The sequence below is a fragment of the Bradyrhizobium sp. IC3123 genome (assembly GCF_020193625.1).
Taxonomy (GTDB): domain Bacteria; phylum Pseudomonadota; class Alphaproteobacteria; order Rhizobiales; family Xanthobacteraceae; genus Bradyrhizobium; species Bradyrhizobium yuanmingense.
On sequence record NZ_JADYVF010000001.1, the window covers coordinates 125,293 to 138,885 of the forward strand.

Genomic DNA, 13,593 nt, shown 5'->3' on the forward strand with positions numbered 1-13,593 from the left:
GCAAGCTCAGGCCACCGCGCGTCCGCCGAAGAACGGCGTCAGCGTGGCGCTGAGACCATGCACGCGGTTCGATGTAAAAATCATCTCGGCGCCGGACTGCGCGATGCCGCCGGTCGGCGGGCCGAGCAGGTCGGAGACGCGACGGGCGATCGCGGGCGCCGGATCGATCCAGTCGACCGGCCAGGGCGCGAGCTTCTTCATCCGGTCCAGCAGAAGCGGGTAGTGCGTGCAGGCGAGCACCACAGTGTCGGTGCGCGCGCTCGCATCCGAGGCGTCGCCGACGAAGCAGGGAGCGAGCTCGGCGAGGATGGCTTCGTCGCTGATCGGGCTACCGCCGAGCGCGGCTTCGGCCAGCGAAGCGAGCTCGGGCGAGCCGACCAGCGTCACCTCGCATCCTTGTGCGAAATCGCGGATCAGCGCCTTGGTGTACTCGCGCTTCACCGTGCCCTTGGTGCCGAGCACCGAAACGCGGCGGGTCCTGGACTGCGCACAGGCCGGCTTGATCGCCGGCACCGTGCCGACGAAGGCTACGGAATAGGCGGCGCGCAAGTGAGACAGGACCAGGGTGGACGCCGTGTTGCAGGCGATGACGACGAGGTCTGGACTATGCCGGCCGATCAGCTCCCCCATCAGCGGCACGACGCGGGCGATGATCTCGTCCTCGCTGTGGTGGCCATAGGGGAAGAAGGCGTCGTCGGCGACGTAGACGTAATGCGCGTCGGGCCGCGCCGCCACGACCTCGCGGAGCACCGTGAGCCCGCCAAGGCCGGAATCGAACACCAGGATCGTCGGAGAATTGGTCACGTCGCCACCCTAGCCCGGCATGGTTACCATTCGGTTTTAGGGCGATTTTGCGGCGATCCCGCAAAGACCGGGGGGCGTCTCGTGTCACGGACGCGCTGCGTCGTCATCCCCGGCGTCAGATCGGCCGCGCGGCGCTCACGCGATCCTGTTGGTGGTGGTCCCGCGCTCGGTTGCCAGCTGCTTCTGCAGGCGATCGATGTTCTGCAACAGGCGCTGGCTGGTCAGCACCAGGAAGTAATAGCCGAATTGCGGATCCTGGAAGTAGATCTCGAGCAGCCGGTCATAGGTGATGGTCAGCACCTGGCCGTCCTCGATGCATTCGACCGTCCCCGTGCGCCGGTTGTCCGGCGTGAGGAAGCCGAGCTCGCCCATCAGCGCCCCGGGGCCGATCTCGACGTTGATCTCCTTGACCAGGAACTTGCCGGTGACGGTGAGGAACATTTCGTTGGCTGGGTCACGCATCTTGAAGAGGATGTCGCCGCGCCGGTATCTGCGCTCGGTCATGAATGGCTTGAGCCATTCGATCGACATGTCCCCTTCGGCCGCATGGCGCGCCTTCTTGACCAGCTTCAGCATCTGCCGCAGGCGCAGCGCGTTGATCGGAAGCATCAGGAGATAGAGCAGGAACGTCGCGACGTTGGCGGAGAGCGCGCCGAAGAGAGCGAAGAACGCGCAGCCGATCATGTTGGCGACGCGCAGCGGCACCATTGTCCGCATCAAGAGGGTGGCGACGAAGAAGACCGCCCCGACCACGGCGAACAGATTGGCGAGCGTGATGTTGTGGACGAAGATCTCCAGGAGCCGGTTGAAGATCGCCTCGTAGGTGACGCTGTCGGGATCGAGCCCCATCTGGACCAGGATTTTCGCGATCCTGAGGTTGTCCGTGGCCGCTTCGAGGATGCGGTCGAGGATCGACGAAACGTCTGCGCTGCCGGACGGCATGGTACTAACCCCACGTAAGGCATTCAGTCCTGGTCGGCACCCGTATAGCCGAAATCGAATGACGACCGCTTGAATGACGCTTCCGGCCATCGTGCCGCAAGGGGCAAATTTTAGCCTGATCGGGCGTTTCGGCAATTGCCCGTTGGTTGCGCGTCCGGCCGCGCAGGCCCGTGATTCGGGCCAGCCGTGCGGGCTTGAGCGTCGCTGACGGGCCCGAAGCGACCTTCGTTTACGGCTTGGCGGCGGGTTGCACGACCCGCTGCTCGACGAGGCCGAGCCGCCCCGGCAGAGAGCCGGCGCGCAGCAGCATGGCGACGCTGTTGGCCTCTTCCAGGGTGAAATTGCCGGAAATCTGGCCGGAGCCGCCGGTGATGGGCTCGCGGATCACGGGCGCGGAGATCACCTTGTCGTCGAGCACGATGGCAAAAGGCTTTCCGACATTCTCTGCCGTGATATGGGCGAAGCGCCGCGTGCCGCGGCCGTTGAAGCGGAACGATGCGATCGGCTCCTTGCTGTCGCCGGTCAATCCCGGGCCGGCATAGCTGATCTCGCCGCCCTCGAGGGCGCTGTCCTTGGCGACGAGATAAGGAAGCTTGTCCTTGAAGCCGAGCAGGACTTCCGTGCCCGCCGGCGGTGTGCCCGATTGCGCCTGCTCTGCGGACATCGAGAGGTCGATCAGGCGGAAGCCGACCTTGACCTTCCTGGCGAAGATCGCGGTGATTTGCTCGGGCTCCATCAATCCGGGCAGCAAGATGCGGATACGGTCCATTCCCTCGGGCTGGACGCTGGCGAGCTTGACGCCGGCGTCCTTGAGGCGCTGCTCGATCATGGCGATGGAATCTTCGACGAGATCGCGCAGCCGCGCGGCTGATGCGGCATCGGTCGGCGCGAGCCTGAGCAGCCCGTCGCCGGCGTCGGTGACGTTGAGCGCGTGTGTCGGCAACCCCTCCGCCGCCGCGACGAGCTTGCGCGTGAACTGTTCGCGGCCTTTGCCGTCAGCGATCTTCACGTCGACGCCGCCGTCGCGGATCGCAAGTCCGGAGAACGCGATGCGGCCCTCGCGCAGGATCTTGTAAACGTCGTCGCGCAAATCCGTGACGACCGCCTCCCGCAAGGCATCGGTGTCGACCCCGTAGACGATCCGCGATCCGCCCAGCTTCTCCATCTTGTCGGCGATGAAGGCGGCAACCTTGACCCGCACCTTGTCGAGCTGGCTGTCGGCAAGCGCGGCGCCGGGCAGGGCGATCGCGGATACCATTGTGAACGCAGCGACCAGCCGTGCGATCCGGTTCCGCAGGGGCGTCGTCATGATGACCTCTTGTCTTGCGGCAGGGCGCTGGCGAGTGAAGTCAGCGGCAGTTCTTGGTCCCTCGATCAGGCGCAGAGGTTCAAGTGGCGCAGCCGGTAGGCAATGGACGAACGGCAAATCATCCATCATTCTGGTCCGGCTCGGCCGAACACGGCCGAGACCTCGCCGAACCAAACTGTCAAAAGATACGGCGGCGGGGACATGCATCTGAGGGAGGACGGAATTCATGGCGGGCATCCACGCGCTCGATCGGTTGATCGGCAACGATTATCCGGAACTGTTGACGGACGAGGAGGTCCGGGCGTTCGAGCAGGTCCCCTACGCCGACCGCGTCACGGCCGAGAGCACCTATGACGCCATCAGGCTTGGTGCCGAGCGCAATCCCGACGGGGCGGCGATCCAGTTCCTGCAAAATGCCGATCCCGCCGACGCGCCGCTGGTCGTCACGCACCGCGATTTCATCGCGCGCGTCACCCAGGCCGCCAACATGTTTCACGCGCTCGGCGCCGAGAAGGGCGACGTCATCAGCTTCATGCTGCCCTTGGTGCCGGATGCGTTCGTCACTCTGTTCGGCGCCGAGGCCGCCGGCATCGCCAATCCCGTCAATCCGCTGCTCGAGCCGCACCAGCTCGCCGAAATCCTGGAAGCTGCGAACACCAAGATCCTGGTGGCGCTCGGGCCGATGCCGGGCACCGACATCTGGCAGAAGGTCGAGCAGATCCGCCCGCATCTGAAGCATCTGAAAGCCATCGTGCAGGTGTTCGGCGGCGGCGATCCGGCCAATGGCATCTTCGCCTTCAGCGACCTGATCAAGCAGCAGCCGTCGGATCGGCTGGTCAGCGGGCGGAAGATTCGCGGCAGCGACATCGCAGCCTATTTCCACACCGGCGGCACCACGGGTACGCCCAAGCTGGTGCGGCATACCCATGCCAACCAGGTCTATCAGGCCTGGGCACTCAATCTGCTGTTGAAGGGCAAGCCCGGCGCCAACCTGCTGTTCGGCATGCCGCTGTTTCACGTCGGTGGATCGCTGACCCAGGTGCTGACGACGCTGTCGGGCGGGGGCTCGCTGGTCGTGCTGTCGCCGAGCGGCTGGCGCAACCCGAATGCGGTGAAGAACATCTGGCAGCTCGTCGAGCGCTTCAAGCCCGAAGCGCTGTCGAGCGTGCCGACCGTGCTCGCCGCGACGCTCGCGGTGCCGCCGGGGAATGCGGATATCTCGAGCCTGAAATATGCGGCCGGCGGCGGCTCGGCGATTCCGGTCGCGGTCGGCTCGGCGATTCAGGAGACGCTGAAGCTGCCGGTGGTCGAGGTCTACGGCATGACCGAGACCTCGAGCGTGCACACGCTCGCTTATCCGGGCCGGCCGATCCGGCTCGGCTCGGTTGGCCTTCCCATGCCCTATGCGCGCGTGCGCATCGTGCAGCTCGACGCCGACGGCCGCCTGATCCGCGACTGCAAGCCGGACGAGATTGGTGTCGTCATCATGGCCGGGCCCGGCGTGTTCGGCGGCTATCTCAACGACGAGCACAACAAGGGTGCCTTCATCGACGGGGTCTGGGTCAATTCCGGCGATCTCGGGCGGCTCGATGCCGACGGCTATCTGTGGATCACCGGCCGCGCCAAGGATCTCGTGATCCGCGGCGGCCACAACATCGATCCGGCGCCGATCGAGGAGATCATGTTCCGCCATCCCGCCGTCGGCTTCGCCGCGGTGGTTGGCCAGCCCGACGCTTACGCCGGCGAATTGCCGGTAGGCTACGTGCAGTTGAAGCCCGGCGCAAAGGTTGAGCCGGGCGAGCTGGAAGCCTGGGTGCGCGAGCGCACCCCGGAGCGCGCCGCCGTTCCGGTGCAGGTCATCCCGATTGATCCGATGCCGGTGACGGGCGTCGGCAAGGTGTTCAAGCCGCAGCTGCGCTGGGACGCGGCTGCGCGCGTGTTCACCAAGGTGCTGGCGCCGCTGGTCGAGCGTGGCATCGATTGCAAGGTGAAGGTCGGCCCGCACGGCAGCCACGGCTCGATCGCGACCGTGACGCTGACGGGCCTGCCGGCAGGGCAACGCGAAGCGGTGGAGGGGGAGGTGCACGCACTGCTCGCACCCTTCGTGATGCGCCACGAGGTGGTGCAGGCGTAGGTCCGCGCCTGCGGGGCGAGGGCTGACTGCATTAGCTATAAGCCGCGATCGAGGAGTTTATGTGATGGGCCTCACATAGAAAAATTTGGCTTTCGTCGACGCTCCGAATAGTCTCAGGAAATTGCATCCGAGGGGGCTGCAGTGATTCCGTTTCGGCTATTTGGTTTATTGATTTTTGCGACCTTACTGGCCTGCGGATCGGCACACGCCGATCGGCGGGTCGCGCTCGTCATCGGCAATTCCGCTTACAAGAGCGCGCCCAAGCTCACCAATCCCGCGAACGATGCCACGCTGATCGGCGGCATGTTCAAGAAGGCCGGCTTCGATTCCGTCGATGTCAGGCTGGATCTCAGTGCGAGCGAGATGCGGCGCATGTTGCGCGAGTTCGCCGGCAGGTCACGCGATGCGGATATGGCGGTGATCTACTATGCCGGCCACGGCATCGAGCTCGACGGCAACAATTATCTCATTCCGACCGACGCGACGCTGGAGACGGATGGCGACGTTCTCGACGAAACCATTCCTGTCGAGCGCGCATTGTTCGCGGTCGAGCCGGCCAAGCAGCTGCGCCTGATCATCCTCGATGCCTGCCGCGACAACCCCTTTGCGAAGACGATGAAGCGCACGCTGGCCTCGCGGGCGATCGGACGCGGCCTCGCCAAGGTCGAGCCAACCAGCCCGAACACGATGATCGCCTTCGCCGCGAAGGCCGGCTCGACCGCATCCGACGGCGATTCTCGCAACAGTCCGTTTGCTGCCGCGCTGGTCGAGCACCTGCCGAAGCCGGGCCTCGATCTGCGCAAGGCGTTCGGCTTCGTGCGCGACGACGTGCTCAAGACCACCGGCTACAAGCAGGAGCCTTATGTCTATGGCTCGCTCGGCGGCGACGACGTGCCGCTCGTAATGAAGCCGGCCGCAACCGGTCCGCAGGCAAATCCCCAGGACGCGATTCGCAGGGACTACGAGCTCGCGCTCCAGCTTGCGACGCGCGACGGCTGGGAGGCGTTTCTGGCGGCCTATCCGGACGGCTTCTATGCCAACCTCGCCAAGGGACAGTTGAACAAGATCGGCGCCGAAGAGACGCGCGTGGCTGCCGAGCAAAAGGCCAAGACGGCCGAGCAGGAAAAGGCAAGGCTTATCGCCGAGCGCGCTCAGAAAGCCGAGCAGGAGAAGGCGGCTGCTGCGGCCAAGGCCGCCGAGGAGGCGCGAATCGCTGCGGAGAAGCACAAGCAGATCGAACAGGCCAGGGCGGAAGCGGCCGAGCAGCAGCGCAAGGCCGCCGAGGCGGCGGCTGCGAAAGCGCTGGCCGAGAAACAGGCGGCAGAGAGGGCCAAGGCCGAGCTGGCGGCCAAGCAGGCCGCCGAGAAAGCGGAGCAGGCCGCCAAGCCGGCCGCCGATCGGCAGATGCCCGAAGTCGAGAACCAGAAAGTGGCTGCGCTCTCGCCCGGACCCACATCCACATTATCGGCGGCCGAGCTTTCCAAATCGGTACAAAGCGAACTGCGCCGCGTCGGTTGCCTGACCTCGTCTGCGGAAAGCGAGTGGAGCTCGGCCGCGCAGCGCTCGCTGACGCTTTTCAACAAATATTCCGGCACCAAGTTCGACGTGAAGCTGGCCAGCGTCGACGCACTCGATGCTTTGAAGGCCAAGCCGGGACGGGTTTGTCCGCTGGTGTGCAATTTCGGATTCAAGGCCGACGGCGACCAATGCGTGAAGATCACCTGCCGGGCCGGTTATCGTGTCAACGACGATAACGAATGCGAAAAGGTGCAGGAGAAGAAGCCGGTTGCGACGCGCGAGAATTCCAGACCGCGAGACGATGAGCGGAAGGCAAGCGAGTCCGCGCCGTCAAAACCGCAGGCGACCGGTCAGGTCTTTTGCAACAGTGCAGGGTGCCGGCCGGTCCGGCAGGGTTGTCGGCTCGAGACGTGGGGCAATAGGACTGCCGGCCAAACGGCCGGCGGCGGCACCAGCATGGTCGAAGTCTGCAACTGAGCTGGTGATTGCCCGCCTGCTACCCCGCAGGCATTCGTGTTTCCACCAGCCGCGCCCAGAACGAGGCGCCGTGACCCAGAATGTTGTCGTTGAAGACGTAAGCCGGGTGGTGACACTCGTTGCCGTCGCCCATGCCGACCAGCACCATCGCGCCGGGGCGTGCTTCCAGCATGAACGAAAAGTCCTCGGCGCCCATCATCGGGACGAACTTGTCGTTGACGCGCTCAGTGCCGACGATGTCGCGCGCGACGTCGGCGGCGAGTGCGGCCTCGCGGGCATGGTTCATCGTCACCGGATACATCCGCGTGTATTTCGTTTCGGCCGAGCCACCATAGGCGCGGGCGATGCTGTCGGCGACTTCGCCGATGCGGCGTTCGACGAGATCGCGCACTTCGGGGTCGAGCGTGCGCACGGTGCCGGCGAGCTCGGCGACCTCCGGGATGATGTTGAAGGCGGTGCCGGAGTGGAATTGTGTGATCGAGATCACCGCCGATTTCAGCGGATCGACGTTGCGCGCCACGATCGATTGCAGCGCGTTCACGATTTGCGAGCCGATCAGCACGCTGTCGACAGATTTGTGCGGACCGGCGCCGGCGTGGCCACCCTTGCCGCGGACCGTGATCTGGATGTTGTCGGAGGAGGCGAGCATCGCACCCGGCGTGGTGGCGAAATGGCCCTCGGGCAGGTTCGGCATGTTGTGCATGCCGTAGACCTCCTGGATGTTCCAGCGCGTCATCAGTCCGTCCTCGACCATCGCCTTGCCGCCGCCACCGCCTTCCTCGGCGGGCTGGAAGATCATCACGGCCGTGCCGTCGAAATTGCGCGTCTCGGCGAGATATTTGGCCGCGCCCAGCAGCATCGCGGTGTGGCCGTCATGGCCGCAGGCGTGCATCTTGCCGGGGACCTTCGAGGCATAAGACACGCCCGACGTCTCCATGATCGGCAGCGCGTCCATGTCGGCGCGCAGGCCGATGGTCTTGCCGGAGGCCGACTTGCGGCCGCGGATCACGCCGACCACGCCGGTGCGGCCGATGCCCGTCACCACCTCGTCGCAGCCGAATTCGCGCAAGCGATCGGCGACGATGCCGGCGGTGCGGTGGACTTCGTAGAGCAGCTCGGGGTTCTCGTGGAAGTCATGGCGCCAGGCGGCCATTTCGTCGGAGAGGGCGGCGACGCGATTGACGATGGGCATGAGGGAATCCGTTTTCTGGTTGTCGTTTGTAGGGTGGGTTAGCCCCGTGGATGCGCAAGCGCATCCACTAGGCGTAACCCACCACGGTTTCCGTGGGAGCGAAAGAGGTGGGTTACGCCCAGCGGACTGCGCTTGGCGCAGGCCGCAAGGCTAACCCACCCTACGATCCTACGCTTCCCCGAACACGCGCCTGAAGATCGTGTCGACGTGCTTGAGGTGATAGCCGAGGTCGAACTGCTCCTCGATCTCGGCGTCGGTGAGATATGTCTTCACCTCACTGTCCTTCTTCAGCAGCTGAAGGAAGTCGCCTTCGCCGCGCCAGACCGGCATGGCATTGCGCTGCACGAGCTTGTAGGCATCCTCACGGCTGGCGCCCTTCTGGGTCAGTGCTAGCAGCACGCGCTGCGAATGCACGAGGCCGCCGAGGCGGTCGAGGTTCTTTTGCATGTTGGCGGGATAGACCAGCAGCTTGTCGATCAGGCCGGCGAGGCGCACCAGCGCGAAGTCGAGCGTCACGGTGGCGTCCGGGCCCATCATGCGCTCGGCCGAGGAGTGCGAGATGTCGCGCTCGTGCCAGAGCACGACGTTCTCCAGTGCCGGCGTCACATAGGCGCGCACCATGCGGGAGAGGCCGGTGAGGTTCTCCGACAGCACCGGGTTGCGCTTGTGCGGCATGGCGGAGGAGCCCTTTTGTCCCTCCGAGAAGAACTCTTCGGCCTCGAGCACTTCGGTGCGCTGCATGTGGCGGATCTCCACGGCGATGCGCTCGATCGAGGAGGCGATCACGCCGAGGGTCGAGAAATACATCGCGTGACGGTCGCGCGGGATCACCTGGGTCGAGATCGGCTCCGGCACGAGTCCCATGGCCTTGGCGACATGCTCTTCGACGCGCGGATCGATCTGCGCGAAGGTGCCGACGGCGCCGGAGATCGCGCAGGTCGCGACCTCCTTGCGCGCCGCGATCAGACGGTCCTTGGCACGGGTGAATTCGGCATAGGCATAAGCGAGCTTGAGGCCGAAGGTCACGGGCTCGGCATGGATGCCGTGGCTGCGGCCGATAGTCGGCGTCATCTTGTGCTCGAAGGCGCGCTTCTTCAGCGCGGCCAGCACCTTGTCGAGGTCGGCGAGCAGCAGGTCGGCGGCGCGGGTGAGCTGGACGTTGAGGCAGGTATCGAGCACGTCGGAGGAGGTCATGCCCTGGTGCACAAAGCGCGCCTCGGGGCCGACGATCTCGGCAAGGTGGGTGAGGAACGCGATGACGTCGTGCTTGGTCTCGCGCTCGATCTCGTCGATGCGGGCGACGTCGAAGATGGCGTCCTTGGCCTTGGCCCAGACCGTCCGGGCGGCCTCCTTGGGGATGGTCCCGAGCTCGGCGAGGGCGTCCGCCGCATGCGCCTCGATCTCGAACCAGATCTTGAACCGGGTCTGCGGCTCCCAGATCGAGGCCATTTCCGGGCGGGTGTAGCGGGGGATCATGGGCGGCTCCAGGAAGGTGGGCGGGCGGTCCCGAGAACGGCGGCGCCGGCCAAAATGCTTTTTACGCCGTGATGTAACAGAGCAGGCAGGGCGAAACAAACGGTCTGGGCCCCGGAAGAAGGGCATCGCCGACCTTTCTATCGGACCGGCCGGCCGGGATGGCGGCGCCTGGCCGCAGATATTAGCTGTCAATCACGGATCATTGACTGACAGATATTGAAATCTGTCAGCGGGACGTGTATATCCGTTCTCGGACGCTCCGATTGGGCGTCCCGCGACAAGCCCCGGGGAGCCCGACATCCGAGCCACGCTCGGATCGGAGGGCGGATTGAAGAGCGGGGACCGCGGACGAATGGAGACTTAGACAATGACGACCGAAATCCTCAATTTCACCGGCGTGATTGGGCATTGGCTCAATTTGCTGGTGGCGCGCCAGATCGCGGCGCAGGCTGCAAAACTGCCGCATTAAGGCATAGGCTTTCCGAAACGACCGGCCAGGGCGCTTCGGAAGCAGCCCTACTGCCGGAGTAAACTGAGCCCTGAACGGGAACATGGTGCTGGCATGAATGAAGCTGTTGTCTTGACGCCGGAGCGGATCCTCGAAGTCACCGAGGACGTGCTCAGGCGTTACGGACTTGCCAAGGCCACCGTGGTCGACGTTGCCCGTGCGCTCGATGTGAGCCACGGCAGCGTCTACCGTCATTTCCCCAGCAAGGCCTCGCTGCGCGAGGCCGTTGCCAAGCGCTGGCTGGACCGCATCGACGCGCCGCTCCGCGCGATCGCGGAGGAGAAAGGGCCGGCTCCCGTGCGGCTCGACCGCTGGCTGCGGACGCTGTTTGCCGCCAAGCGTTCGCGCGTCCTCGACGACCCCGAGATGTTCGAGACCTATCTGACCTTGGCACGCGAGGCCTGTGCGGCGGTCAAGTGTCACAAGGACACCATGATCGACCAGATCGCGGCGATCCTGACCGATGGCGTCAGGAAGGGCGAATTTGCCGTAGGCGACGTCAAGGCGACCGCGCGCGCGATCTTCGATGCGACCGTCCGCTTCCACCATCCCGCCCATGCCGACGAGTGGAAGGACGCCGATCTCTCCGCGCGCGTCGATGCGACGCTGGCGCTGCTGCTGCGCGGGTTGAAGGCGGCCTGAGGCCGCAAGGACTGAGCCGCGTGCCGCCGATCAGCCTCTTGCCTTGTGAAGAAGGGCGCCGTCGCGCAGCGACGGCGAGTGCCTTCGCGCGTTGAGCGCCGGGTCGGACGACGGCACCACCGGCGGACTATCCGGATAGGCGTTGACCGCGATTTCGACGGCATCCTTCGATCGCCTTCGAAGCCGGTAGAATGTCAGCTCCTGATCGAACATCGGGCAGCGAAAGTGGACGATGGCGGTGTCCGGCAGACGGCAAAGTTCGTCGATGAGCTCGCCTACTGTGATGATGGGGGGATGGTCGACTGCTTTGGGGTGACCCTTACTCATGACCCTTTACTCCTTGTCTGCCGTACTAACCGGAGCCGGATCGGAACCGTTCCAATTTCGTTCGGCAGATTGAGGATCGCGAGGGATGAGGCTGTGCGGCAGCTTTGCTGCTAGATCCTCGTCAGCCCGCAGGTCGCGGCGAGCCGCACCAGCTGCGCATCGGTGCGCGCGCCCGTCTTCGACTTGATCAGGTAGTGATAGTTCTGCACGGTCTTGACGCTGAGATTGAGATGCGCCGCGATCTCTTCGGTGGTGGCGCCGCCGGCGAACTGGCGCAAGATCTCGATCTCGCGCTCGCCCAGCTGGTCCAGCACCGAGCCGGTCGGGGACAGGCTGTCCTCCGCCAGCACATGCGCGATGTCATCGCTCATGGCGCGCTCGCCGCGGGCGACGCTGCGGATGGCATTCACGACCGCGGACGGCTCGCTGCTTTTGGTGACGAAGCCGGAGGCGCCAGCGCCGAAGGCCGACTTCACCAGCACGGCCTCATTGTGCATGGTGAAGACGAGAATGCGCGCACGCGGGCTGCGGGCGCGGATGTTGCGGATCGCCTCCAGCCCGCTCGCGCCGGGCATCGAAATGTCGAGCACCACCACGTCGGGGTCATGCGCCTTGAACGCGCCGTAGGCGTCGGCGGCGTTGTCGGCTTCCGCCACGACATGCAAATCGCCCTGGCTCTCCAGCACGCGCCGATAGCCTTGCCGCACGATCGGATGGTCGTCGACCAGCAGCACGGAGATGCCTGTTGCCGCCACCTCGTTCATCCCGGCCTCATGCAGCGAGCGGAATGGTGGCGGCGATGCTGAGGCCGCGGTTCGCGGGCAGGATCGACAGCGATCCGCCGGCGGCCGTGACGCGCTCGCGGATTCCGGTGAGGCCGAAGCCGGCCGATTGCGCGACACGCTCCGCATCGCCGCCGCCGTCGTCCTCGACGCGGATCAGCAGCGCATCGTCCTCGCCGGCGCGCCGCTCGACACGGAGCGAGATCTCGCGCGCTGCACTGTGGCGCAGCGCGTTGGTCAGGCATTCCTGTGCGACTCGATAGGCCGTGGTGGCGGCCGGGCCGCTGATATCGGTGAGGTCGCCCCTGAGATCGAGCTGGATCGCCGGCCGCGCCGCGCTGTGCGAGCGCCAGCTGTCGACGAGATTGACCAGGCTCGCCTCGAGCCCGAGCTCCTCCGGCAGCGGATTGCGCAGCCGGTTCAGCGCGTCGCGCAGCGAGGCCATCAGATGGTGCGTCGCCTGCGAGATCATGCGCGCGTCTTGCGCGATCCCATCATCCTTGTGCTGCTTCGTACTCGCCGTCTCGATCGTGTTGGCGAAGGCGAGAATGGCGGACAGATTCTGCCCGAACTCGTCGTGCAGCTCGCGGGCGAGCGCGCGGCGCTCGTCGTCGCGGATCTCGATCAGGCGGCGCGTCAGCGCGGCGCGCTGCTCGGTCGCTTCCTCCAGCCGGCCGCCGAGCTCGCCGACGGCGCTGCCGATCATCGCCAGCTCCATCGAGCGGAAGCGCGGCAGCCTGGTGCGATATTGGCCGCGCGCCATGCGCTGAAGCGCGGTGACGATCGCGCGCGCCGGCGCCAGCGCGTGCGCGATGGCGAGCGAAGCAAGCAGGGCGATCGCCGCCGCCATCAGCAGCGCGACGTCGATGACGTTGAGGACGTAGTCCCAGGCGAGCGCGATCGCGGCGGCCGCATGGGGCGTCGCAACGACGGCGCCGGCGGCTGCGGCGCGGGGACTGACGGGCCGCACCACCTCGGCGTGGCTGCCGAGGAAGCTCGGCACGATGGCGGCGAACCAGCGCGGCGGCGTCTTGCCCAGCCCCTCGCTCTGGCCGCAGAGCGGCTTCTCGAAGGCCGCCGCGGGCTGGAACTCGACGCAGACGCCGGGCGAGATCAGCTTCATCGTCTCCAGCGTGCGCCACTCCGGAACCGGCAGGAGATGCTCGCGCGCCCTGCTGCTGCGCAACAACAGCTCGCGCCAATACAGCGCCTGAAGCGCCTGCGCGACCCGCTGCGCCGACGCCGCCGTCGCCCGATCGACGCTGCGATAGGCATCGAACGTGGCCCATACGGTCGCGGCTCCCAGGCACAGCGCTACGATTAGAAGCAGGCGAGCTACAAGCTGAAGCACGAGGCGCATGCGATCACCCCCGACGTTTGCTAAGGTCAGCCTAACAACGCCGCCGTGCCTTGCCAATCGCAGAACGCTAGGGATTGCAGCTCGGGCAAATTTCCCAAGCCGGATTGGGCATGGGTCTTTGG

11 protein-coding genes are annotated in these 13,593 nt (G+C 65.7%); 3 read left to right on the top strand and 8 right to left on the bottom strand.

Annotated elements, in window-relative coordinates; all coding sequences use genetic code 11:
- Positions 1 to 6 precede the first annotated feature (6 nt).
- From murI to I6F20_RS00670, 3 genes are all read right to left on the bottom strand, one after another.
- Positions 7 to 804 carry a glutamate racemase gene (murI, locus tag I6F20_RS00660; RefSeq protein WP_036027824.1) on the bottom strand — a complete coding sequence of 266 codons (798 nt, stop codon included), beginning with the start codon at positions 802 to 804 and terminating at the stop codon, positions 7 to 9.
- Positions 805 to 939: 135 nt separating this feature from the next.
- Complete coding sequence (locus I6F20_RS00665; protein ID WP_036012905.1) at positions 940 to 1,746, bottom strand: Crp/Fnr family transcriptional regulator; 807 nt, start codon at positions 1,744 to 1,746, stop codon at positions 940 to 942.
- Between the two features lie 229 nt (positions 1,747 to 1,975).
- Complete coding sequence (locus tag I6F20_RS00670) at positions 1,976 to 3,055, bottom strand: SecDF P1 head subdomain-containing protein (RefSeq protein WP_225124756.1); 1,080 nt, start codon at positions 3,053 to 3,055, stop codon at positions 1,976 to 1,978.
- 226 nt (positions 3,056 to 3,281) lie between these two features.
- On the opposite strand from I6F20_RS00670, the gene I6F20_RS00675 reads away from it, so the two are divergent.
- Positions 3,282 to 5,189, top strand: a complete 1,908-nt coding sequence (locus I6F20_RS00675; protein WP_036027822.1) for an acyl-CoA synthetase — start codon at positions 3,282 to 3,284, stop codon at positions 5,187 to 5,189.
- Between the two features lie 168 nt (positions 5,190 to 5,357).
- On the top strand, positions 5,358 to 7,184 hold the full coding sequence (locus tag I6F20_RS00680) for a caspase family protein (protein WP_225124757.1): 1,827 nt from the start codon (positions 5,358 to 5,360) through the stop codon (positions 7,182 to 7,184).
- A gap of 19 nt (positions 7,185 to 7,203) precedes the next feature.
- Here the strand turns inward: I6F20_RS00680 and I6F20_RS00685 are convergent, their stop codons facing one another.
- Together I6F20_RS00685 and purB are read right to left on the bottom strand one after the other, a co-directional pair.
- On the bottom strand, positions 7,204 to 8,376 hold the full coding sequence (locus tag I6F20_RS00685; protein WP_036012899.1) for a M20 aminoacylase family protein: 1,173 nt from the start codon (positions 8,374 to 8,376) through the stop codon (positions 7,204 to 7,206).
- A gap of 168 nt (positions 8,377 to 8,544) precedes the next feature.
- Entirely contained in the window at positions 8,545 to 9,852 is a 1,308-nt protein-coding gene (purB, locus tag I6F20_RS00690) for an adenylosuccinate lyase (protein WP_036027821.1), read from the bottom strand.
- Between the two features lie 562 nt (positions 9,853 to 10,414).
- Between purB and I6F20_RS00695 the strand changes: the two genes are divergently transcribed.
- On the top strand, positions 10,415 to 11,002 hold the full coding sequence (locus tag I6F20_RS00695) for a TetR/AcrR family transcriptional regulator (RefSeq protein WP_192893159.1): 588 nt from the start codon (positions 10,415 to 10,417) through the stop codon (positions 11,000 to 11,002).
- 30 nt (positions 11,003 to 11,032) lie between these two features.
- Here the strand turns inward: I6F20_RS00695 and I6F20_RS00700 are convergent, their stop codons facing one another.
- The 3 genes from I6F20_RS00700 to I6F20_RS00710 all read right to left on the bottom strand — a co-directional run bounded on the left by I6F20_RS00700 (position 11,033) and on the right by I6F20_RS00710 (position 13,471).
- The gene (locus I6F20_RS00700; RefSeq protein ID WP_225124758.1) at positions 11,033 to 11,329 is read right to left on the bottom strand and encodes a hypothetical protein; all 297 of its coding nucleotides are present in this window, start codon (positions 11,327 to 11,329) and stop codon (positions 11,033 to 11,035) included.
- Between the two features lie 110 nt (positions 11,330 to 11,439).
- Complete coding sequence (locus I6F20_RS00705; RefSeq protein WP_036012892.1) at positions 11,440 to 12,093, bottom strand: response regulator; 654 nt, start codon at positions 12,091 to 12,093, stop codon at positions 11,440 to 11,442.
- A 7-nt stretch (positions 12,094 to 12,100) separates the two neighbouring features.
- Positions 12,101 to 13,471: a sensor histidine kinase gene (locus I6F20_RS00710; RefSeq protein ID WP_036012890.1), complete on the bottom strand. Its 1,371-nt coding sequence runs from the start codon at positions 13,469 to 13,471 to the stop codon at positions 12,101 to 12,103.
- Between the last annotated feature and the right edge of the window lie 122 nt (positions 13,472 to 13,593).